The 20,704-nt window shown below is 61.1% G+C and carries 18 protein-coding genes; 12 read left to right on the top strand and 6 right to left on the bottom strand.

All coding sequences use genetic code 11. The features are described from left to right. From AC515T_RS05070 to AC515T_RS05090, 5 genes are all read right to left on the bottom strand, one after another. On the bottom strand, nt 1-393 hold the full coding sequence (locus tag AC515T_RS05070) for a protease inhibitor I42 family protein (RefSeq protein ID WP_496531656.1): 393 nt from the start codon (nt 391-393) through the stop codon (nt 1-3). A gap of 211 nt (nt 394-604) precedes the next feature. Then, nucleotides 605-3,019 carry an endopeptidase La gene (lon, locus tag AC515T_RS05075; RefSeq protein ID WP_496531657.1) on the bottom strand — a complete coding sequence of 805 codons (2,415 nt, stop codon included), beginning with the start codon at nt 3,017-3,019 and terminating at the stop codon, nt 605-607. Between the two features lie 152 nt (nt 3,020-3,171). After that, on the bottom strand, nt 3,172-4,485 hold the full coding sequence (locus AC515T_RS05080; protein ID WP_496531658.1) for an MFS transporter: 1,314 nt from the start codon (nt 4,483-4,485) through the stop codon (nt 3,172-3,174). Between the two features lie 398 nt (nt 4,486-4,883). Then, complete coding sequence (locus tag AC515T_RS05085; protein WP_496531659.1) at nt 4,884-6,125, bottom strand: transporter associated domain-containing protein; 1,242 nt, start codon at nt 6,123-6,125, stop codon at nt 4,884-4,886. Nucleotides 6,126-6,137: 12 nt separating this feature from the next. After that, nucleotides 6,138-6,950, bottom strand: coding sequence for a cytochrome C assembly family protein (locus AC515T_RS05090; RefSeq protein WP_496531660.1), 813 nt, complete (start codon nt 6,948-6,950; stop codon nt 6,138-6,140). Nucleotides 6,951-7,146: 196 nt separating this feature from the next. Between AC515T_RS05090 and ffh the strand changes: the two genes are divergently transcribed. The 11 genes from ffh to AC515T_RS05145 all read left to right on the top strand — a co-directional run bounded on the left by ffh (nt 7,147) and on the right by AC515T_RS05145 (nt 17,716). After that, on the top strand, nt 7,147-8,523 hold the full coding sequence (gene ffh, locus AC515T_RS05095; protein ID WP_060739058.1) for a signal recognition particle protein: 1,377 nt from the start codon (nt 7,147-7,149) through the stop codon (nt 8,521-8,523). 251 nt (nt 8,524-8,774) lie between these two features. Beyond that, the gene (gene rpsP / locus AC515T_RS05100; RefSeq protein WP_003198088.1) at nt 8,775-9,026 is read left to right on the top strand and encodes a 30S ribosomal protein S16; all 252 of its coding nucleotides are present in this window, start codon (nt 8,775-8,777) and stop codon (nt 9,024-9,026) included. A 5-nt stretch (nt 9,027-9,031) separates the two neighbouring features. Then, nucleotides 9,032-9,568: a ribosome maturation factor RimM gene (rimM, locus tag AC515T_RS05105; protein WP_058544503.1), complete on the top strand. Its 537-nt coding sequence runs from the start codon at nt 9,032-9,034 to the stop codon at nt 9,566-9,568. Next, on the top strand, nt 9,550-10,323 hold the full coding sequence (gene trmD, locus AC515T_RS05110) for a tRNA (guanosine(37)-N1)-methyltransferase TrmD (RefSeq protein ID WP_170845966.1): 774 nt from the start codon (nt 9,550-9,552) through the stop codon (nt 10,321-10,323). Before rimM ends, trmD begins: the two co-directional genes overlap by 19 nt. 45 nt (nt 10,324-10,368) lie before the next feature. Further along, a complete protein-coding gene (gene rplS, locus AC515T_RS05115) occupies nt 10,369-10,719 on the top strand; it encodes a 50S ribosomal protein L19 (RefSeq protein ID WP_003175895.1) in 351 nt (116 codons plus the stop codon). 133 nt (nt 10,720-10,852) lie between these two features. Continuing rightward, nucleotides 10,853-11,749, top strand: a complete 897-nt coding sequence (gene xerD / locus AC515T_RS05120; protein ID WP_092202311.1) for a site-specific tyrosine recombinase XerD — start codon at nt 10,853-10,855, stop codon at nt 11,747-11,749. 325 nt (nt 11,750-12,074) lie between these two features. Continuing rightward, nucleotides 12,075-12,806 (top strand): DsbC family protein, encoded by a 732-nt coding sequence (locus AC515T_RS05125; RefSeq protein WP_496531661.1) that lies wholly within the window; start codon nt 12,075-12,077, stop codon nt 12,804-12,806. A 132-nt stretch (nt 12,807-12,938) separates the two neighbouring features. Continuing rightward, complete coding sequence (locus AC515T_RS05130; protein WP_122568774.1) at nt 12,939-14,243, top strand: homoserine dehydrogenase; 1,305 nt, start codon at nt 12,939-12,941, stop codon at nt 14,241-14,243. Between the two features lie 104 nt (nt 14,244-14,347). After that, complete coding sequence (gene thrC / locus AC515T_RS05135) at nt 14,348-15,757, top strand: threonine synthase (protein ID WP_063322824.1); 1,410 nt, start codon at nt 14,348-14,350, stop codon at nt 15,755-15,757. A gap of 120 nt (nt 15,758-15,877) precedes the next feature. Continuing rightward, a complete protein-coding gene (locus AC515T_RS05140; protein WP_496531662.1) occupies nt 15,878-17,266 on the top strand; it encodes a transporter substrate-binding domain-containing protein in 1,389 nt (462 codons plus the stop codon). A gap of 162 nt (nt 17,267-17,428) precedes the next feature. Next, nucleotides 17,429-17,716, top strand: coding sequence for a DUF3509 domain-containing protein (locus AC515T_RS05145; protein WP_060739052.1), 288 nt, complete (start codon nt 17,429-17,431; stop codon nt 17,714-17,716). 1,090 nt (nt 17,717-18,806) lie between these two features. On the opposite strand, the gene AC515T_RS05150 is transcribed toward AC515T_RS05145, so the two are convergent. Further along, the gene (locus tag AC515T_RS05150) at nt 18,807-20,006 is read right to left on the bottom strand and encodes a CaiB/BaiF CoA transferase family protein (RefSeq protein ID WP_496531663.1); all 1,200 of its coding nucleotides are present in this window, start codon (nt 20,004-20,006) and stop codon (nt 18,807-18,809) included. Nucleotides 20,007-20,153: 147 nt separating this feature from the next. On the opposite strand from AC515T_RS05150, the gene AC515T_RS05155 reads away from it, so the two are divergent. Beyond that, nucleotides 20,154-20,696: a YaeQ family protein gene (locus AC515T_RS05155; protein ID WP_122568769.1), complete on the top strand. Its 543-nt coding sequence runs from the start codon at nt 20,154-20,156 to the stop codon at nt 20,694-20,696. The last annotated feature ends 8 nt before the right edge of the window (nt 20,697-20,704 follow it).

Raw genomic sequence — 20,704 nt, forward strand, 5'->3', positions numbered from 1 at the left:
TCAGTTCACCGCAATGACGCAGTCAAAGGTTTCCACGGGCGGCACTTCCGGTGCCCAGGGCTGTTGATAAGTCAGGCGCAAGCGCCCGGTGCCGGCGCTGAACGCCTGGAAGCGCCAGGTCGAGACACCCGCGGCGCCAACGATGCCGGCGTCTTCCGGGTTGCGATAGACCTCCGGCCCCAAGCCTTTCAACACGCCGCCGGCCGAATCCTGGATCGCCCAGCGATAACCGGTAGTGGGATTGCTGGGCAGGCTCAGGATCAGGTTTTGTCCGTTATTGAGCTTTACCGGGCACTGGCTCAGTTTTTCCACGGTCACGTTGTTGCTGGTTTGCGTGGCGCAGGCGCTCAGCAGGGCGAGGCTGAGGGGGACGAGCAGGCGGGTGAGGGACATAAAGACTCCGGCATTCACGACGAACGGCGAGCATAACCGAAGATGATACTGGGTGTGTCAGCTGGGGAAGTGCTGTCGCTGATGACGCCATCGCGGGCAAGCCTTGCTCCCACAATGGATTTTTGTTGCACACAAAATCCGTGAGCGACATTTTAACCCTGTGGGAGCAAGGCTTGCCCGCGATGGAGCCCGCGCAAGCGCTAGAGGACCATCAGAACAACACCTTCGCCACATCCGCAAACCGCTTGGCAAAGTGCACCGTCACACCTTCCTTGAGGTAGTCCGGCAGTTCTTCGAAGTTGCCCCGGTTGGCTTCCGGCAGGATCAGTTCATTGATTTTCTGCCGGCGCGCCGCGATCACCTTCTCGCGCACCCCGCCAATAGGCAGCACATGCCCGGTGAGGGTCAGTTCGCCGGTCATGGCCACGCCTTTTTTCGGCGGCTGGTTGCGGGCCAGGGACAGCAAGGCGCTGGCCATGGTCACGCCGGCGCTCGGGCCGTCCTTGGGCGTGGCGCCTTCCGGTACGTGCAGGTGAACGAAGGCCTCGTCAAAGAACTTCGGATCGCCGCCGAATTGCTTCAGGTGCGAACTGACGTAGCTGTGGGCGATCTCCGCCGACTCCTTCATCACCTCTCCCAGTTGCCCGGTCAGCTTGAAGCCGCGATTGAGGGTGTGGATGCGCGTCGCTTCGATCGGCAAGGTCGCGCCGCCCATGCTGGTCCAGGCCAGGCCGGTAATCACGCCGATGCCGGACAGCACCTGCTCGTTACGGAATACCGGTTTGCCCAGGGATGCCTCAAGATCCTTCGGGCCCAGCTTGATCACCGCTTTCGGGTCGTCGATCAGCTTCATCACCGCCTTGCGCACCAGTTTGCCCAGCTGTTTCTCCAGCTGTCGCACCCCGGCCTCACGGGCGTAACCGTCGATCAGGGCCTTGAGGGCGCTGTCGTTGATGCTCAGGCTGCCCTTGGACACGCCGGCCTTGGCCAGTTGCTTGGGCCACAGATGGCGCTTGGCGATGGCGACTTTTTCTTCGGTGATGTAGCCCGACAGGCGAATCACTTCCATCCGGTCCAGCAACGGGCCGGGGATCGAGTCCAGGGTGTTGGCGGTGCACACGAAGAGTACTTTCGACAGGTCCAGGCGCAGGTCCAGGTAGTGGTCGAGGAATTCGACGTTCTGTTCCGGATCGAGGGTCTCCAGCAAGGCCGAGGCCGGGTCGCCTTGGTAGCTCTGGCCCATCTTGTCGATTTCGTCGAGCATGATCACCGGGTTCATCACTTCGACATCCTTGAGCGCCTGCACCAGCTTGCCCGGCTGGGCGCCGATGTAGGTGCGCCGATGGCCCTTGATCTCGGCTTCATCGCGCATGCCGCCAACGCTGAAGCGGTAGAACGGCCGGCCCAGGGATTCGGCGATGGACTTGCCGACACTGGTCTTGCCCACGCCCGGCGGGCCCACCAGCAGCACGATGGAACCGCTGATCTCACCTTTGTAGGCACCGACGGCGAGGAATTCGAGGATGCGGTCCTTGATGTCGTCCAGGCCGGCGTGGTGCTGGTCGAGCACCTTGCGCGCATGCTTGAGGTCGAGTTTGTCCTGGCCATACACGCCCCACGGTACCGAGGTCGCCCAATCCAGGTAATTGCGGGTGACGGCGTATTCCGGCGAGCCGGTTTCCAGGATCGAGAGTTTGTTCATTTCCTCTTCGATACGCTTCTGCGCCTGGGCCGACAGCGCTTTGCCTTCCAGCCGCTGCTCGAATTGTTCGACGTCGGCGCTGCGATCGTCCTTGGTCAGCCCCAGTTCCTGCTGGATGACCTTGAGCTGTTCCTTGAGGAAGAACTGGCGCTGGTGTTCGCCAATCTTGTTGTTGACCTCGGCGGAAATCTCTTTCTGCAACCGTGCCACTTCGACTTCCTTGCGCAACATCGGCAGCACTTTTTCCATGCGCTTGAGCATGGGTACGCAGTCGAGCACTTCCTGCAGCTCATTGCCGGTGGCGGAGGTGAGCGCGGCGGCGAAGTCGGTCAGCGGCGAAGGGTCGTTGGGGCTGAAGCGGTTGAGGTAGTTCTTCAACTCTTCGCTGTACAGCGGATTGAGCGGCAGCAGTTCCTTGATCGCGTTGATCAGCGCCATGCCGTAGGCCTTGACCTCGTCGGTCGGCTCGCTCGGCTGGTGCGGGTATTCGACCTCCACCAGGTACGGTGGGCGATGGTGCTTGAGCCAGGTGCGGATGCGCACGCGGGTCAGGCCCTGGGCGACGAATTGCAGTTTGCCGCCTTCCCGGCTGGCGTGGTGCACCTTCACCAGCGTGCCGTACAGCGGCAGTTTCGAGGTGTCGAAATGGCGCGGGTCTTCCTGGGGCGTGTCCATGAAGAACAGCGCCAGGGAGTGGTGATCGGACTTGGCCACCAACTCCAGGGTCTCGGCCCACGGCTCTTCGTTGACGATGACCGGCAACACCTGGGCCGGGAAGAAGGGACGATTGTGGATGGGAATGATGTAGACCTTGTCCGGCAGGTTCTGGCCGGGCAGCGCCAGGCCGGTGCCGGAGGAGGTGTGTTCGATGTGTTCGGAATCAGCGTAGTCGTTAGTGGCTTCAGTAGAGTGCTGGTCGCTCATGGGGCACCTGCGCAATGGGGTATGGGTCTTAGATGGGGCAGGTGGGGGGTGGTTTCAATGGTGGGCGATTGTTAACGGTTATTTCCTTGGTGGCCGTTCAGGTTGGCGACAGGTTGGCGTGGCGAGGCGCGGACCCTCGCCACGGGCCCGGCCTAGGCCACCCGGTTCAAGTCGTTGTGGCGCGTTTCCTTCAGGCACAGCACGGCGATGACGCTGAGCAGCGCGGCTGCTGAAACATAGCCGCCGACATAGCTCAAGCCACCCATCGCCACCAGTTTCTGGGCGAAGAACGGCGCGGCCGAGGCGCCGACGATACCGCCCAGGTTGTAGGCCGCCGAGGCGCCGGTATAACGCACGTGGGTCGGAAACAGTTCCGGCAGCAAGGCACCCATGGGGGCGAAGGTTACCCCCATCAGGAACAGCTCGATGCACAAGAACAGCGCCACGCCGCCAGTGGAGCCGTGGGTCAGCAACGGCTCCATGAGGAAGCCCGAGGCAATCGCCAGCAGGCCACCGATGATCAATATCGGTTTGCGACCGTAGCGGTCGCTGGCCCAGGCGGACAACGGGGTAGCGGCGGCCATGAACAGCACGGCGAAGCACAGCAGGCCCAGGAACGTCTCGCGACTGTAGCCTAGGGTCGACACGCCGTAGCTCAGGGAAAACACCGTCGAGATGTAGAACAGGGCGTAACACACCACCATCGCCGCCGCGCCCAGCAAGGTCGGCGCCCAGTATTGGCTGAACAGCTCGACCAACGGCACTTTGACCCGTTCCTGGCGGGCCATGGCATTGGCGAACACCGGCGTTTCATGGAGCTTGAGCCGCACGTAGAGGCCGACGATCACCAGCGCGGCACTGAGCAGGAACGGAATCCGCCAGCCCCAGGAGCGGAATTGCTCGTCGTCCAGGGTCATCGCCAGGGTCAGGAACAGCCCATTGGCGGCCAGGAAGCCGATGGAGGGCCCCAGTTGGGGGAACATGCCGAACCAGGCACGCTTGCCCTTGGGCGCGTTCTCGGTGGCCAACAGCGCCGCGCCGCCCCATTCGCCGCCCAACCCCAGGCCCTGGCCGAAACGCAGCAGGCACAGCAGGATCGGCGCCCAGGCGCCAATGCTGGCGTAGCCGGGCAGCACGCCAATGAGCGTGGTGCATACGCCCATCAGCAGCAGGGACGCCACCAGCGTCGACTTGCGCCCGATCCGGTCGCCGAAATGGCCGAACAGCGCCGAACCCAGCGGACGGGCGAGGAAGGCGATGCCGAACGTCAGGAAGGACGACAGCATTTGTGCCGTGCCTGAGGTTTGTGGAAAGAACACCGGCCCGATCACCAGGGCCGCCGCCGTGGCATAGACGTAGAAGTCGTAGAACTCGATGGCGGTGCCGATGAAACTCGCGGTCGCCACGCGGGTGGCCGAATTGGTCGGCTGGGCAGGCACAGCCTCGTTGCAGGTAGCGGTCGTCATGCGGTTATCCCTGACAGTCATGTGCTCCGTTGGAGCGAATTATTATGGTCGAACACCCAGGGATGTGGGCGGGTATCCCGTCGCTGTTTCGGGTAGGAACAGTCCCAGGGCTGATGCGGATTTTGCCGATGGTCTGGCCGGAACCGGCTGAGTGCTGGGTAGACACAGGGTTCGGTAAGCGGCTTGAGTATAGGAAGGGGGCTAACGAATCAACAAGAGAGCCCGCACACAATATTGAAGCGTGCACTGCGCTTTTGTGGCGAGGGAGCTTGCTCCCGCTGGGCTGCGAAGCGGCCCTGAGATCTGACAGCTCGGTGTGTCAGGCGGTTTGGGGTTGCTGTTTTTGGGGCTGCTGCGCAGCCCAGCGGGAGCAAGCTCCCTCGCCACGGGGGCTGTGTTTAGAGCACCACCGGCACCGAGCTGTTGTGCCACGCCAGCACCTGGCTGACGCGGTTGTCCACGGTCTCGATGATTTCCAGCCGATAACGGCCGATCTTCAGGCAGACCGGGCTTTCGGGGATGGTTTCCAGAGCTTCGGTCACTAGCCCGTTGAGGGTCTTGGGGCCGTCGCAAGGCAGGTGCCAGCCCAGGGTCCTGTTCAATTCGCGGATCGACGCCGCGCCATCGATCATCAGGCGGCCATCGGGCTGGGGATGTACGTGGGGGTTGTCGAGGCTGTGCTCGCTCTCGAATTCGCCGACGATTTCTTCGAGGATGTCTTCCAGGGTGACGATACCCAGCACTTCGCCGTATTCGTCCACCACCATGCCCAGGCGCCGCTGCTGCTTGTGGAAATTCAACAGTTGCAGTTGCAGTGGCGTGCTTTCGGGCACGAAGTAGGGTTCGTGGGAGGCCGCCAGCAACGCTTCCTGGGTCAGGCTCGCGTCCGCCAGCAAGTGCCGGATCTGGCGGGTGTTGAGCACCGCTTCGACCTGGTTGATATCGCTGTGGAACACCGGCAGGCGGGTACGTCGGTTCAGGCGCAACTGTTCGATGATCTCGCCGATGGGGTCGTCGAGGTTGATCCCATCGACCTCGCTGCGGGGCACGAGGATATCGTTGACGGTGATGTTGTCCAGGGCGTGGATGCCGGAAATCGGATGCAGCCGGCCGCTGCCTTGCTCTGGCTCCTGCTCGCTGCGCGGTGGCGCGGGCATTTCGTCGTCGCTCTGCTGCACCATGCCGGGTTTGCGGGCAAATGGACGCAGCAACAACTGGCTGGCGCCATTCAACAACCAGGCAAATGGATAGAGGATTTTCAACGGGATGCCCAGCAAGGTGTTGCCCAGTGCCAGCACCGCGTCGGGCTGGCGGCTGGCCAGGGTGCGCGGCAGGTAGTCGGCGAATATCAGCAGGGCGGCGCTGGTGCCGAGCCAGGCGACCCAGGGGCCGTTTTCCAGCCAGGTAAAAATCGCCAGCAACGTGCCAATGACCACGGCCAGGGCGCGACAGAGGGTGTTGCACAGGATCAGGCTGGGCAGCGGGAATGTCAGCGTTGCCAGCGGTTTGTCACTGGCGCGAGAGGCCGTGCGCTGGGCCAGCAGGTGCTGCTGGGCGGCTTCGATGGCCGTGAACAGGGCCGACCAGAGGATCAGCACCACCAGCACGGCGAACAACGGCGCTACGGGCAATGTATCCATCAGGGCCGTCCGTCAGATATGCAGGATGTATTCACGGACCAGCTTGCTGCCGAAGTACGCCAGCATCAGCAGGCAGAAACCGGCCAGGGTCCAGCGAATTGCTTTGTGCCCACGCCAGCCGAGGCGGTTGCGGCCCCACAAAAGCACGCTGAACACCACCCACGCCAGGCAGGCCAGCAGGGTCTTGTGCACCAGGTGCTGGGCGAACAGGTTTTCGACGAACAACCAGCCGGAGATCAGCGACAGCGACAGCAGGGTCCAGCCGGCCCAGAGGAAACCGAACAGCAGGCTTTCCATGGTTTGCAGCGGCGGGAAGTTGCGGATCAGCCCGGACGGGTGCTTGTGCTTGAGCTGATGATCCTGCACCAGCAGCAACAGGGCCTGGAACACGGCGATGGTGAACAGGCCGTAGGCGAGGATCGACAGCAGGATGTGGGCAAGGATGCCCGGTTCTTCGTCGATGATCTGCACGGTGCCCGACGGCGCGAACTGCGCCAGCAGCACCGTGGCCAGCCCCAGCGGGAACAGCAGCACCAGCAGGTTTTCCACCGGGATGCGCGAACAGGCCAGCAGCGTCAGGGCGATCACGGCGACGGCGATCAGGCTGGCGGCGTTGAAAAAATCCAGGCCCAGGCCGATCGGTGTCATCAGGTGGGTATAAAGGCTGACCGCGTGGCCGAGCACCGCCAGCACGCCAAGCGTGACCAGCAGGCGTTTGTTCGCCTTGGCGCCGGTGGCCAGGCGGGTGCCTTGATAGAGGGTCGCAGCGGCATAAAGGCAAGCGGCGGCGAGGGTGGCAAGCAAGCTGGGTGACAAGGGGAGCATAAATCCTGTTAGGCAAGCCCGAAAGGCGCTGAGTTTGGCATAGAACCCCCTTCACACGAAAGACCACAGCAAGGTGTACGCCGCACGCTTCTTCGCTATAATCCGCGACCTGCCCACGCCGCAGGCTCGCCGAGCACATTTTTCACGGTCTGGGCCGCCATTATCCCGGTCTCATCTGGGCCTGAAAGGATCGCGCATGTTTGAAAACCTAACCGACCGTCTCTCGCAGACGCTGCGCCATGTCACCGGCAAGGCGAAACTGACCGAGGACAACATCAAAGACACCCTGCGCGAAGTGCGCATGGCGTTGCTCGAAGCCGACGTCGCCCTGCCGGTGGTCAAGGACTTCGTCAATTCGGTCAAGGAACGCGCCGTCGGCACCGAAGTGTCGCGCAGCCTGACGCCGGGCCAGGCGTTCGTGAAGATCGTCCAGGCCGAGCTCGAAAGCCTCATGGGCGCCGCCAACGAAGACCTGAACCTCGCGGCCGTACCGCCAGCGGTGGTGTTGATGGCCGGTCTGCAGGGCGCGGGCAAGACCACGACAGCCGGCAAGCTGGCGCGCTTCCTCAAAGAGCGCAAGAAGAAGTCGGTGATGGTGGTGTCGGCGGACATCTACCGTCCGGCGGCGATCAAGCAGCTGGAAACCCTGGCCAACGACATCGGCGTGACGTTCTTCCCGTCCGACCTGAGCCAGAAGCCGGTGGACATCGCCCAGGCGGCTATTAAAGAAGCGAAGCTCAAGTTCATCGACGTGGTCATCGTCGATACCGCCGGTCGCTTGCACATCGATGAAGAGATGATGGGCGAGATCAAGGCGCTGCATGCCGCGATCAACCCGGTGGAAACCCTGTTCGTGGTCGATGCCATGACCGGCCAGGACGCGGCCAACACCGCCAAGGCGTTCGGTGATGCACTGCCGCTGACCGGCGTGATCCTCACCAAGGTCGATGGTGACGCCCGTGGCGGTGCCGCGCTGTCGGTACGCGCCATCACCGGCAAGCCGATCAAGTTCATCGGTATGGGCGAGAAGAGCGAAGCGCTCGAGCCGTTCCACCCCGAACGTATCGCCTCGCGCATCCTCGGCATGGGCGACGTGCTCAGCCTGATCGAGCAGGCCGAGCAGACCCTCGACAAGGACAAGGCCGACAAACTGGCCAAGAAGCTGAAGAAGGGCAAGGGCTTCGACCTCGAAGACTTCCGCGACCAACTGCAACAAATGAAGAACATGGGCGGCCTTGGCGGCCTCATGGACAAACTGCCGAACATCGGTGGCGTGAACCTGGCGCAGATGGGCAATGCCCAGGGCGCGGCTGAAAAGCAGTTCAAGCAGATGGAAGCCATCATCAACTCCATGACCCCGGCCGAGCGCCGTGACCCTGAGCTGATCAGCGGTTCGCGCAAGCGCCGCATCGCCATGGGTTCCGGCACCCAGGTGCAGGACATCGGTCGCTTGATCAAGCAACACAAGCAGATGCAGAAGATGATGAAGAAATTCTCCGCCAAGGGCGGGATGGCCAAGATGATGCGCGGCATGGGCGGTATGTTGCCCGGTGGCGGCATGCCGAAAATGTAAAGAATCTGCGCCGGCTGTCATGCCGGCGTTGCCCCGCACGGATGCGGGGATCTCCAGCAAACCCGTGCTATGCGGGGGCTGATCTGCCGTTTTTCATGACGGCTCTATGGCAAATCTTGATCGCATGGCGCCAGGCGCCGGAAAAAGACATTTGCAAAAGTCCGGATATTCCTTAGAATATGCGGCCTTTCGGGCACCTATGCCCGCTGTGCATTTAGATTTGCAGCACCGACTACAGGAACGATGTTCACATGCTAACAATCCGTCTTGCCCTTGGCGGCTCCAAAAAGCGCCCGTTTTACCACCTGACCGTAACCGACAGCCGCAACCCGCGTGACGGTTCCCACAAGGAGCAGGTTGGTTTCTTCAACCCTGTTGCCCGTGGTCAGGAAGTTCGTCTGTCCGTGAACCAAGAGCGCGTAGCCTACTGGCTGAGCGTTGGTGCACAACCTTCTGAGCGCGTTGCTCAGTTGTTGAAGGAATCGGCTAAGGCTGCGGCCTGAGCAATATGAACGCGACGCCAAAAGATGCTGATGATTTGATCGTTGTCGGCAAGATCTATTCTGTACATGGCGTTCGCGGCGAAGTGAAGGTGTATTCCTTTACTGATCCGATCAAGAACCTGTTGGACTACAAAACCTGGACGCTCAAGCGCGAAGGTAGCGTGAAACAGGTGGAGCTGGTCAGCGGACGCGGGAACGACAAGTTCCTGGTCGCAAAGCTCAAGGGTCTCGATGATCGTGAAGAAGCACGTCTTCTGGCCGGTTATGAGATCTGCGTGCCGCGCAACCTGTTCCCTGAACTGACCGACGGCGAGTACTACTGGTACCAGCTGGTGGGTCTGAAGGTCATCGACCACCTCGGGCAATTGCTCGGGAAGATCGATCACCTGCTCGAGACCGGTTCGAACGATGTCATGGTGGTCAAGCCTTGCGTCGGCAGCCTGGATGATCGCGAACGCCTGTTGCCCTATACCGAGCAATGCGTGTTGGCCGTCGACCTTGCCGCAGGCGAGATGAAGGTGGAATGGGATGCGGATTTCTAAACGTGGCTAATTTGCGCGTTGAAGTCATCACATTGTTTCCCGAGATGTTTTCCGCCATCAGCGAGTACGGCATAACCAGCCGCGCGGTGAAACAGGAGCTGTTGCAGCTCACCTGTTGGAATCCGCGGGACTACACCACGGATCGGCATCACACTGTGGACGATCGCCCGTTTGGCGGTGGTCCGGGCATGGTGATGAAGATCAAGCCCCTGGAAGATGCGCTGGTTCAGGCCAGGACGGCAGCCGGGGAGGGTGCGAAGGTGATCTACCTGTCGCCCCAAGGCCGCCAGCTGACTCAGTCGGCGGTACGCGAGCTGGCGAATTCGGATGCATTGATCCTGATTGCCGGCCGTTATGAAGGCATTGACGAGCGTTTCATTGAAGCTCATGTCGATGAAGAGTGGTCGATTGGCGACTATGTACTGTCTGGCGGCGAGCTGCCGGCGATGGTCCTGATCGATGCGGTTACACGACTGCTGCCTGGAGCTTTAGGGCATGCAGATTCCGCTGAGGAAGATTCCTTTACGGATGGTCTGCTGGATTGCCCGCACTACACCCGACCGGAGGTGTATGCGGATCAGCGTGTTCCCGACGTGTTGCTAAGTGGCAACCACGCGCACATCCGGCGTTGGCGTTTGCAGCAGTCCCTTGGTCGGACCTACGAACGACGCGCCGATCTTCTGGAAAGCCGCTCGCTTTCTGGAGAAGAGAAGAAGCTGCTCGAGGAATACATCCGCGAGCGGGACGATAGTTAACAACGTATCGATGGTGAGTCCGACGACTCGCCTTAGGAGCACAGCATGACTAACAAAATCATCCTTGCACTCGAAGCAGAGCAGATGACCAAAGAAATCCCTACCTTTGCCCCGGGCGACACCATTGTCGTTCAGGTGAAAGTGAAGGAAGGCGACCGTTCCCGTCTGCAAGCGTTCGAAGGCGTCGTTATCGCCAAGCGTAACCGTGGCGTGAACAGTGCATTCACCGTTCGTAAAATCTCCAACGGTGTTGGCGTAGAGCGTACTTTCCAGACCTACAGCCCGCAAATCGACAGCATGGCTGTGAAACGTCGCGGTGACGTGCGTAAAGCCAAGCTGTACTACCTGCGTGACCTGTCGGGTAAAGCAGCTCGCATCAAGGAAAAACTGGCTTAAGTCCAGCTTCCGATGCAAAAAAAAGCAGCCTGCGGGCTGCTTTTTTGTTGCCTGCGATTTGCACTTTGAGCACCCTGCATAGCTTCATTTTCCATTTCGACGCCGTGTGTGCCCGCCTCCTTCAAGAGTTTTTATGCCAGCCATCGATCATCCGCTGATAGACCAGTTTCTCGACGCCCTGTGGTTGGAGAAGGGCCTGTCCGATAACACCCGTGATGCCTACCGCAGCGACCTGGCGTTGTTCAACGGCTGGCTGCAGGAAAACCACCTGGAGCTGGTCAATGCCGGTCGGGAGTTGATCCTCGATCACTTGGCGTGGCGCCTGGAGCAGAACTACAAACCCCGCTCGACCGCGCGGTTTCTCTCCGGTCTACGTGGGTTTTATCGCTATTTGCTGCGGGAAAAGCTGATCGCGGTGGACCCGACCTTGCGCGTGGAAATGCCGCAACTGGGGCGTCCGCTGCCCAAGTCCCTGTCGGAAGCCGATGTGGAGGCGCTGCTGGCGGCACCCGATCTCAGTGAGGCCATCGGTCAGCGCGACCGGGCCATGTTGGAAGTCCTGTATGCCTGTGGCTTGCGCGTCACCGAGTTGATCAGCTTGACGCTGGAACAGGTCAACCTGCGCCAGGGCGTGCTGCGGGTGATGGGCAAGGGCAGCAAGGAACGCCTGGTGCCGATGGGCGAGGAAGCGATTGTCTGGGTCGAGCGTTATATGCGTGATGCCCGTCATGAATTGCTGGGCGGGCGTCCCAGCGATGTGCTGTTTCCCAGCCTGCGCGGCGAGCAGATGACCCGCCAGACCTTCTGGCATCGCATCAAGCACCAGGCCAAGGTGGCCGGCATCAACAAATCCCTCTCGCCCCACACCTTGCGCCATGCCTTCGCCACGCACCTGCTCAACCACGGTGCCGACTTGCGGGTGGTGCAGATGCTGCTCGGCCATAGCGACCTGTCCACCACCCAGATCTACACCCATGTGGCCCGGGCGAGGTTGCAGGACTTGCATGCCAAGCATCATCCACGCGGTTGAATGAAGATCCCTGGATTGATGAGTACCTGATAGCCCATGTGGGAGCGAGCCTGCTCGCGATGACGGTGGCGCATTCAACATCTATGCAAGCTGATCCGCCGCCATCGCGAGCAGGCTCGCTCCCACAGGTGATCTGTGGTGAACGCCAGATCTGTGAACTCAAGCCCGCCCCCACAGAAAAAAGCATCCATCAATGCCTTGTATCACCGGCATTCGGTCACGCAGCCCTTATGTGGTAGGCTTTGCCGGTTTGCACAGTGGGCGGTTGGAACCCGAATCTGCGGGTCGGCGTTTCCCGTCTCATTTGTTCGCCTCAGGAGTCCCCATGCGTTTGATCCAGATGTTCACCGCCGCCGCCATTGCGTTGGCCAGTACCTTTGCCATCGCCGACGACGCGGCCGACAAGGCTATCCGCAAAAGCCTGGAAAACCTTCAGCTCGAAGTGCCGATCGACACCATCTCGGCCAGCCCCATGGCCGGCCTGTATGAGGTCAAGCTCAAGGGCAGCCGGGTGCTTTACGCCAGTGCCGACGGCCAGTACATCGTCCAGGGCAACCTGTTCGCGCTCAAGGACGGCAAGCCGGTCAACCTCACCGAGATGACCGAGCGTCAGGGCATTTCCAAGTTGATCAACGGCATTCCGGTCGCTGAAACCGTGGTTTATCCGGCGATCGGCGAAACCAAGTCCCACATCACCGTGTTCACCGACACCACCTGCCCGTATTGCCACAAGCTGCACGCCGAAGTACCGGAGCTGAACAAGCGCGGCATCGAAGTGCGCTACGTGGCGTTCCCGCGCCAGGGCCTGGGCTCGCCGGGCGATGAGCAGTTGCAGGCGGTCTGGTGCTCCAAGGACAAGAAAGCGGCCATGGACAAGATGGTCGACGGCAAGGAAATCAAGGCCGCCAAGTGCGAGAACCCGGTTTCCAAGCAGTTCGCCTTGGGTCAGTCCATTGGCGTGAACGGTACGCCGGCCATCGTTTTGGCCGACGGCCAGGTGATTCCGGGCTACCAGCCGGCGCCACAAGTGGCCAAACTGGCCCTGGGCGCGAAATGATCATGGGCGGTCCGCTTTTGAAGATCACGGCTCGGCGAATACATTCGCCGGGCCGTTAAACACAGAGTCGCGTTGCTGCGCGGCTGTATTTCACGGCCGACCTTGCGTCGGCCGTTTCATGGGGAGTCAAGAGTGAATCCGGTCAAAGTAGGCATCTGTGGGTTAGGTACCGTCGGTGGCGGCACCTTCAACGTACTTCAGCGCAACGCCGAGGAAATTTCTCGTCGTGCCGGGCGTGGGATCGAAGTGGCACAAATTGCCATGCGCACGCCAAAGCCTCAGTTCCAGACGACCGGTATTGCGATTACCAACGATGTCTTCGAAGTGGCCACGAACCCTGAGATCGACATCGTCATAGAGCTGGTGGGCGGCTATACCGTTGCCCGCGAGTTGGTACTCAAGGCCATCGAGAATGGCAAGCATGTGGTCACCGCGAACAAGGCGCTTATCGCTGTTCACGGTAATGAGATTTTCGCCAAGGCCCGCGAGAAGGGCGTGATCGTGGCGTTCGAAGCGGCCGTGGCTGGTGGTATCCCGGTGATCAAGGCGATCCGCGAAGGCCTGTCGGCCAACCGCATCAACTGGGTCGCGGGGATCATCAACGGCACCGGCAACTTCATCCTCACCGAGATGCGCGAGAAAGGTCGCACCTTCGAAGACGTGCTCGCCGAAGCCCAGGCCCTGGGCTACGCAGAGGCTGATCCGACGTTCGACGTGGAAGGCATCGACGCAGCGCACAAGCTGACGATCCTGGCGTCCATCGCGTTCGGCATTCCGTTGCAGTTCGACAAGGCCTACACCGAAGGCATCACCAAGCTGACCACCGCTGACGTGAACTACGCCGAAGCCTTGGGCTATCGCATCAAGCACCTGGGCGTGGCGCGCAGCACCGCCAGCGGCATCGAGCTGCGCGTGCACCCGACGCTGATCCCGGCCGACCGCCTGATCGCCAACGTCAACGGCGTGATGAACGCGGTGATGGTCAACGGTGATGCTTCCGGCTCGACGTTGTTCTACGGCGCTGGCGCCGGCATGGAACCGACCGCTTCCTCGGTGGTGGCCGACCTGGTGGACGTGGTTCGCGCCATGACCTCGGACCCGGAAAACCGCGTGCCGCACCTGGCCTTCCAGCCGGACTCGCTGTCGGCGCACCCGATTCTTCCGATCGAGGCGTGCGAAAGCTCCTACTACTTGCGCATCCAGGCCAAGGACCATCCGGGCGTGCTGGCTCAAGTGGCGAGCATCCTCTCGGAGCGCGGCATCAACATCGAGTCGATCATGCAGAAGGAGGTCGAGGAACACGACGGCCTGGTGCCGATGATCCTGCTGACCCACCGTGTGGTCGAGCAGAACATCAACGACGCGATTGCGGCGCTGGAAGCGCTCCAGGGTGTCGTTGGGCCGGTGGTCCGTATCCGCGTCGAACATTTGAATTAATTTAGCGGCAAGTTATAAGCTGCAAGCCGCAAGTAGAAGCCGAACCGCTTTGACTTGTCGCTTGCCGCTTGACCTTGAAGCTCAAACCGAAGGTTTGCCAAAAAATGCGCTATATCAGCACCCGCGGCCAGGCACCGGCCCTGAATTTCGAAGATGTCCTCCTGGCCGGCCTGGCCACGGATGGCGGTCTCTATGTGCCGGAAAACCTGCCGCGTTTCACCCAGGAGGAAATCGCCTCCTGGGCCGGCCTGCCGTATCACGAGCTGGCGTTCCGGGTCATGCGCCCGTTCGTCACCGGCAGCATCCCGGACGCCGATTTCAAAAAGATCCTGGAAGAGACCTATGGCGTCTTTTCCCACAATGCCATCGCACCGCTGCGTCAGCTCAACGGTAACGAATGGGTCATGGAGCTGTTCCACGGCCCGACCCTGGCGTTCAAGGACTTCGCCCTGCAACTGCTCGGTCGCCTGCTGGACTACGTGCTGCAAAAGCGTGGCGAGCGCGTGGTGATCGTCGGTGCCACCTCTGGCGACACCGGTTCGGCGGCCATCGAAGGCTGCAAGCATTGCGAAAACGTTGACATTTTCATCCTGCACCCGCACAACCGGGTTTCGGAAGTGCAGCGTCGGCAGATGACGACGATTTTCGGCGATAACATCCACAACATCGCCATCGAAGGCAACTTCGATGACTGCCAGGAAATGGTCAAGGCCAGCTTCGCCGACCAGAGCTTCCTCAAGGGCACGCGGCTGGTGGCGGTGAACTCGATCAACTGGGCGCGGATCATGGCCCAGATCGTTTATTACTTCCACGCGGCCCTGCAATTGGGCGGCCCGGCCCGTTCCGTGTCGTTCTCGGTGCCGACCGGCAACTTCGGCGATATTTTCGCCGGTTACCTGGCGCGCAACATGGGCCTGCCGATCAACCAATTGATCGTCGCCACCAACCGCAACGACATCCTGCACCGCTTCATGAGCGGCAATCAGTACGTCAAGGAAACCCTGCACGCCACGCTGTCGCCTTCAATGGACATCATGGTGTCGTCGAACTTCGAACGCCTGCTGTTCGACCTGCACGGTCGCAACGGTGCGGCGATTGCCGGGCTGATGGACAGCTTCCGCCAGGGCGGCGGTTTCAGCGTCGAGCCCGAGCGCTGGACCGAAGCCCGCAAGCTGTTCGACTCCCTGGCCGTGGACGATGAGCAGACCTGCGAAACCATCGCCGAGGTGTTCGCACAGAGCGGCGAACTGCTCGATCCGCACACGGCTATCGGCGTCAGGGCGGCCCGTGAATGCCGTCGCAGCCTGGACATTCCGATGGTGATCCTGGGCACGGCGCATCCGGTCAAGTTCCCGGAAGCGGTGGAGAAAGCCGGTGTAGGAAAAGCGCTCGAACTGCCTGCGCATCTTTCTGATTTGTTTGAGCGAGATGAGCGTTGCACCGTGTTGCCCAACGACTTGAAAGCCGTGCAGGCCTTTGTCAGCCAGCATGGCAATCGCGGCAAGCCACTCTGACCGGGTAAACCTGTCACATTTTGAAGCCCGTCTCCTGACGGGCTTTCTTGTTTCTGCATGCCAAACTGGCCGGGTTTTCGCCCTTGGAGGGATGGGCGAGTCATCTCGAAGGAAATGCAGATGTCGTTTTTTATCAAAGGCAAGCCAGCCCTGGGCTGGGTAATGGGCCTGGCCCTGATGTACTGGACGCAAGGAGGCAATGCGGCGCAGTTGGCGGCTTTCGAAACACCACCGCCCAACCCTGGCGAACGGCTGGTGCTGGACGCGCAGGAGTTGAAGTGGATCAAGGAGAACCCCCGGGTCATCGTGGCCACGATGCAGTTTCCGTTGTACCTGTTCAAGAACGAACAGGGGCAGTGGAATGGGCTGAACCACGACGTGCTCCAGCGCATCGGGCACATGACCGGCCTTGAGTTCGTGCATCGGGAATCGTTCTCCCCCGGTGAATTGCTGACGATGCTGGAGAATGGCGAGGCCGACATGACGACCTTGCTGGCGATGAATGAAGAACGCCGGGACTTCCTGAGTTTCAGCCATGCATTCGGCGGTTCCGGTTGGGTATTCGTCGGCCGAGACGGGGAATCGTCCCTCCATTCCCTGGAGCAGCTCGAAGGGAAGGTTTTGGCATTGCCGGCACGGCATGCCTTGGAGGCGGAAATCAGGCGCGATTACCCGGCGATCAAGTTGCGCACGACCAAGACCTATGGCGAGGCGCGGGCGCTGGTGGAGAGCCGGGAAGCCTACGCCACCATCGAAAATGAAACCGGGGTGCATCTCTATCCAGCCGGGCAGTTGCAGGTCGGCAGCGGTCTTGAGGGCAAGTGGGAACCGGACTACCTGGCGGTGCGCCAGGACCTGATCGTGCTGTTGAGTATCTTGAATAAAGCACTGGAAGCCTTCCCGGCCGAGGACATGCGTGCACTGCGTTCGAAATGGATGGCCGGTGCGACGCCCGTCCAGGCGCCATCGATCTGGGAGCGGATATCCAGCTGGGGCTACTGGTGTGTGATCGTGGTCATGGTGTTTGGCCTCTTGTCCCTGCTGTGGAACCGCCGCCTGCAGATACAGATCGACCAACGCCTCAAGGCCGAAGCGGTCCTCAAGGATCAGTTGATGCTCCAGCGGGCCTTGATGGATGCCATTCCCGACCCGATTTTCATCTGTGATCTGGAAGGGCGCCTGATCATGTGCAACAAAAGCTATGAAGACCAGTTCGCGACCCGCTTCGAAAAACTGCGGGGCACGCGGCTTACCGACTCGGCATCATTCCCGCCGGCCACCGCCGAGCTGCTGCATGGGGAAGTGATGGAGCAATTGCGCACCGGCCAGTCTCGATTCGTCGACCGGCAATTGATGTTCAGCGGCGGATTGCGGGAAATCTATCATTGGTCGGTGCCGTTCTATGGGGCTGATGGACAGTTACGCGGCCTCCTGGGGGGCTGGACCGATGTCGGGCGGCGCTGGCGCCGTTGCGACAGGGGCCTGGCTGAGCCGGCCGTCACCCCGTAACGCTCCCGGAGAACGCTGTTGTTTGCCTGTCATATTGGACGCGCATGCTCGGTTGAACAGGTTGAAGGCATGCCGGTTCGGTGCGCTGACGAACTTTCTGCTGCGGCCCACGGTCATTTACTGTGCACATGCAGTTGTTTCGGACTATTGAAGGGTGAGCGAATGGAAAGTATCAGCCTATTGCTGAATGAAGCCTTGAGCCCGTATCAGGTCTCGCTGACTCCCTCCGGCGCCAAGGGCGAATGCCGGGTGACGCTGAAGAATGCCAGCGGGGTCATCATGGTCGAGCGAGTGTTCAATCAGGCCCAATTGACCGACAAGCGTCAGTTGACCGACGTGGTCGATGGCCTGCATCGCGATGTGCTGATTGCCGAGGGCCGCCTGGAGCCCTGTGTGATTGCGGCGTTGCGCAATCTGGCGCGCGACAAGGTCATGGTCGCGGCGAATTGACTGGGGTTTTGTGGGAACCTTCCTACGTCTTGATGAGTCAGACCCTTTACCAGCAAGAGCGAGCATTGTGCTCCGGTGCTTGTCGCTTGTTGTACGAACCTTGAATGGTTACGTTTAACCCCGAGTCGTCTCCCCACTTCTCGGGGTTTCTTTTTGCCCGGCTTTTACGTTTTTAGCGCGCGATCTGTCAGGCGCTGATGGAGCTTTTGTGGGAGCGAGCTTGCTCGCGATGACGGACTGACAGTTGACCGGGATTTTTTGGTTGGGTACATATCCATTGCTGCTGTAACGGCCACTTAGGGTTCCGCCCTGACGGCGGGTCACTTTTGAAAAGCCCGGAAGCCGGCCCAGTCAAAAGTAACCAAAACGCTTTTGCCCCACCACTCGGTGCCTCGCTTAGGCTCGGCATGCACTCACTCCGGCATTGCTCCGTGGGCCCGCCGCGAAGGGCCATCCATGGCCCAGCGCGGCTATCCCGGCATCCATGCCGGGATGCCCACTCCACAATGCCTGCGTTCGGCCAGCGTGGTTAACGGGGCGCCAAAATCAACGTCCACCGCGAGGCGGCCTAACAGCCGACCTGGCTCTTGATGGAGACCGCGTTCCCCTGTGGGAGCGAACCTGCTCGCGAAGGCGGCCTAGTAGCCGGCCTATCTCTTGCGGATGTACCCCGACCCAACTGTGGGAGCGAGCCTGCTCGCGATTGCGGCTTAGTAGCCGGCCTATTTCTTGCGGATGTACCCCGACCCAACGGTGGGAGCGAGCCTGCTCGCGAAGGCGGCCTGACAGCCGACCTATCTCTTTCGGATGTACCCCGACCCAACTGTGGGAGCGGGCTTGCTCGCGAAGGCGGCCTAGTAGCCGGCCTATCTCTTGCGGATGTACCCCGACCCAACGGTGGGAGCGAGCCTGCTCGCGAAGGCGGCCTGACAGCCGACCTATCTCTTTCGGATGTACCCCGACCCAACTGTGGGAGCGAGCCTGCTCGCGATTGCGGTATGCCAGTCAACATCGAGTCGACTGAACCGACGCTATCGCGAGCAAGCTCGCTCCCACCGTTTGATCTTCAGTGACAGCCCCCTGCGGCGTGTCAGATGGCGCCATCGCTGCGCAGTCTGGCGATCTGCTGCGCGTCGTAGCCCAGCTCGCCGAGCACTTGGGCATTGTGTTCACCCAGCGCCGGGCCGACCCATTCGCAGGTGCCCGGGGTGTTGGAGAGCTTCGGTACGATCCCCGGCATCTTGAACGCCTTGCCGTCCGGCAGCTTGGCCTGCAGGAACATTTCACGGGCGAGGAATTGCGGGTCGTTGAACATATCCTCGGCGCTGAAGATCCGACTGGCCGGTACGCCGGCCTGGTTCAGTTGGTCGATAACGCTATCGAGCGGCAGCGCGTTGACCCAGCGATCAATGACCCCGTACAGCTCGTCACGGCGGCTGTCTCGGCCGTCATTGCTGGCCAGTTGCGGGTCATTGGCCAGGTCGTCACGGCCGATGATCTGCATGAAGCGCTTGAAGATCGCATCGCCGTTGGCGCCAATCTGCACGTGCTTGCCATCGGCGCTGGTGTGGATGGACGAGGGGGTGATGCCGGGCATGATGTTGCCGGTGCGCTCGCGGATGAAGCCGAACACGTCGAACTCCGGCACCATGCTTTCCATCATGGCGAAAATCGCCTCGTACAGGGCCACGTCCACCACTTGTCCGGTTCCGCCATTGATCTCGCGGTGACGCAGGGCCATCAATGCGCCAATCACGCCCCAGAGGGCCGCGATGGAATCGCCGATGGAGATCCCGGTGCGCACTGGTGGGCGGTCTTCGAAGCCGGTGATGTAGCGCAGGCCGCCCATGGATTCGCCCACCGCGCCAAACCCCGGTTGGTCTTTCATCGGCCCGGTCTGGCCGAAGCCCGAAAGCCGCACCATCACCAGTTTAGGGTTCAGTGCATGCAGTACATCCCAGCCCAGGCCGAGCTTTTCCAATACGCCGGGGCGAAAGTTCTCGATCAGGATGTCGGCTTCGCCGAGCAGTTTTTTCAGGATCGCCAGGCCATCGGGGTGCTTGAGGTTCAAGGTCAGGGACTTCTTGTTGCGTGCCTGGACGAACCACCACAACGAGGTGCCTTCGTACAGCTTGCGCCACTTGCGCAGCGGATCACCGCCGTCAGGCGATTCGACCTTGATGACTTCGGCACCGAATTCGCCGCAGATGCGCGAGGCGAAGGGCCCGGCGATCAAGGTGCCGAGTTCGATGACTTTGACGCCGGCAAGGGGTTTGGCAGTAAGCGACATGACGGATCCTGTAGGACAAAGGCAGAACGAGTAGAGCGTTTTATCATAGGCCAGGGATGGTCGCCGCAGGTTGATGGTCGGCAATTCGTGGATTGCCCGCGTCATCGGTTAGACTTGCCGCCTTTCCTCGTATCAAGAAGCCCGTTCATGGCCCAGCCGTCCACGACCTACAAGTTTGAACTGAACCTCACCGACCTCGACCGCAATGTGTACGAGAATGTGAAGCAGACCATCGCCCGCCATCCTTCGGAAACCGAAGAGCGTATGACCGTGCGCCTGTTGGCCTACGCGTTCTGGTACAACGAGCTGCTGGCGTTTGGTCGTGGTCTGTCAGACGTCGATGAGCCTGCGCTGTGGGAAAAAAGCCTGGATGACCGTGTGCTGCACTGGATCGAAGTCGGCCAGCCGGATGCCGATCGCCTGACCTGGTGCTCGCGCCGGACCGAGCGCACCAGCCTGCTGGCCTATGGCAGCCTGCGGGTGTGGGAAGGCAAGGTGATCCCGGCGGTCAAGAACCTGAAGAACGTCAACATCGCCGCCGTGCCCCAGGAAGTGCTCGAAACCCTGGCCAAGGACATGCCCCGGGTGATCAAGTGGGATGTGATGATCAGCGAGGGCACGATTTTCGTGACCGACGACCGTGGCCAGCATGAAGTCCAGCTGCAATGGTTGCTGGGCGAGCGTGGTTGAACCATTGA

It is taken from the genome of Pseudomonas sp. FSO-7, from assembly GCF_059579345.1.

What these genes read in the sequence shown, in the direction of transcription:
- AC515T_RS05070 (WP_496531656.1), bottom strand. Translation starts at nt 393, where the DNA reads ATGTCCCTCACCCGCCTGCTCGTCCCCCTCAGCCTCGCCCTGCTGAGC.
- lon (WP_496531657.1), bottom strand. Translation starts at nt 3,019, where the DNA reads ATGAGCGACCAGCACTCTACTGAAGCCACTAACGACTACGCTGATTCC.
- AC515T_RS05080 (WP_496531658.1), bottom strand. Translation starts at nt 4,485, where the DNA reads ATGACGACCGCTACCTGCAACGAGGCTGTGCCTGCCCAGCCGACCAAT.
- AC515T_RS05085 (WP_496531659.1), bottom strand. Translation starts at nt 6,125, where the DNA reads ATGGATACATTGCCCGTAGCGCCGTTGTTCGCCGTGCTGGTGGTGCTG.
- AC515T_RS05090 (WP_496531660.1), bottom strand. Translation starts at nt 6,950, where the DNA reads ATGCTCCCCTTGTCACCCAGCTTGCTTGCCACCCTCGCCGCCGCTTGC.
- ffh (WP_060739058.1), top strand. Translation starts at nt 7,147, where the DNA reads ATGTTTGAAAACCTAACCGACCGTCTCTCGCAGACGCTGCGCCATGTC.
- rpsP (WP_003198088.1), top strand. Translation starts at nt 8,775, where the DNA reads ATGCTAACAATCCGTCTTGCCCTTGGCGGCTCCAAAAAGCGCCCGTTT.
- rimM (WP_058544503.1), top strand. Translation starts at nt 9,032, where the DNA reads ATGAACGCGACGCCAAAAGATGCTGATGATTTGATCGTTGTCGGCAAG.
- trmD (WP_170845966.1), top strand. Translation starts at nt 9,550, where the DNA reads ATGGGATGCGGATTTCTAAACGTGGCTAATTTGCGCGTTGAAGTCATC.
- rplS (WP_003175895.1), top strand. Translation starts at nt 10,369, where the DNA reads ATGACTAACAAAATCATCCTTGCACTCGAAGCAGAGCAGATGACCAAA.
- xerD (WP_092202311.1), top strand. Translation starts at nt 10,853, where the DNA reads ATGCCAGCCATCGATCATCCGCTGATAGACCAGTTTCTCGACGCCCTG.
- AC515T_RS05125 (WP_496531661.1), top strand. Translation starts at nt 12,075, where the DNA reads ATGCGTTTGATCCAGATGTTCACCGCCGCCGCCATTGCGTTGGCCAGT.
- thrC (WP_063322824.1), top strand. Translation starts at nt 14,348, where the DNA reads ATGCGCTATATCAGCACCCGCGGCCAGGCACCGGCCCTGAATTTCGAA.
- AC515T_RS05140 (WP_496531662.1), top strand. Translation starts at nt 15,878, where the DNA reads ATGTCGTTTTTTATCAAAGGCAAGCCAGCCCTGGGCTGGGTAATGGGC.
- AC515T_RS05145 (WP_060739052.1), top strand. Translation starts at nt 17,429, where the DNA reads ATGGAAAGTATCAGCCTATTGCTGAATGAAGCCTTGAGCCCGTATCAG.
- AC515T_RS05150 (WP_496531663.1), bottom strand. Translation starts at nt 20,006, where the DNA reads ATGTCGCTTACTGCCAAACCCCTTGCCGGCGTCAAAGTCATCGAACTC.
- AC515T_RS05155 (WP_122568769.1), top strand. Translation starts at nt 20,154, where the DNA reads ATGGCCCAGCCGTCCACGACCTACAAGTTTGAACTGAACCTCACCGAC.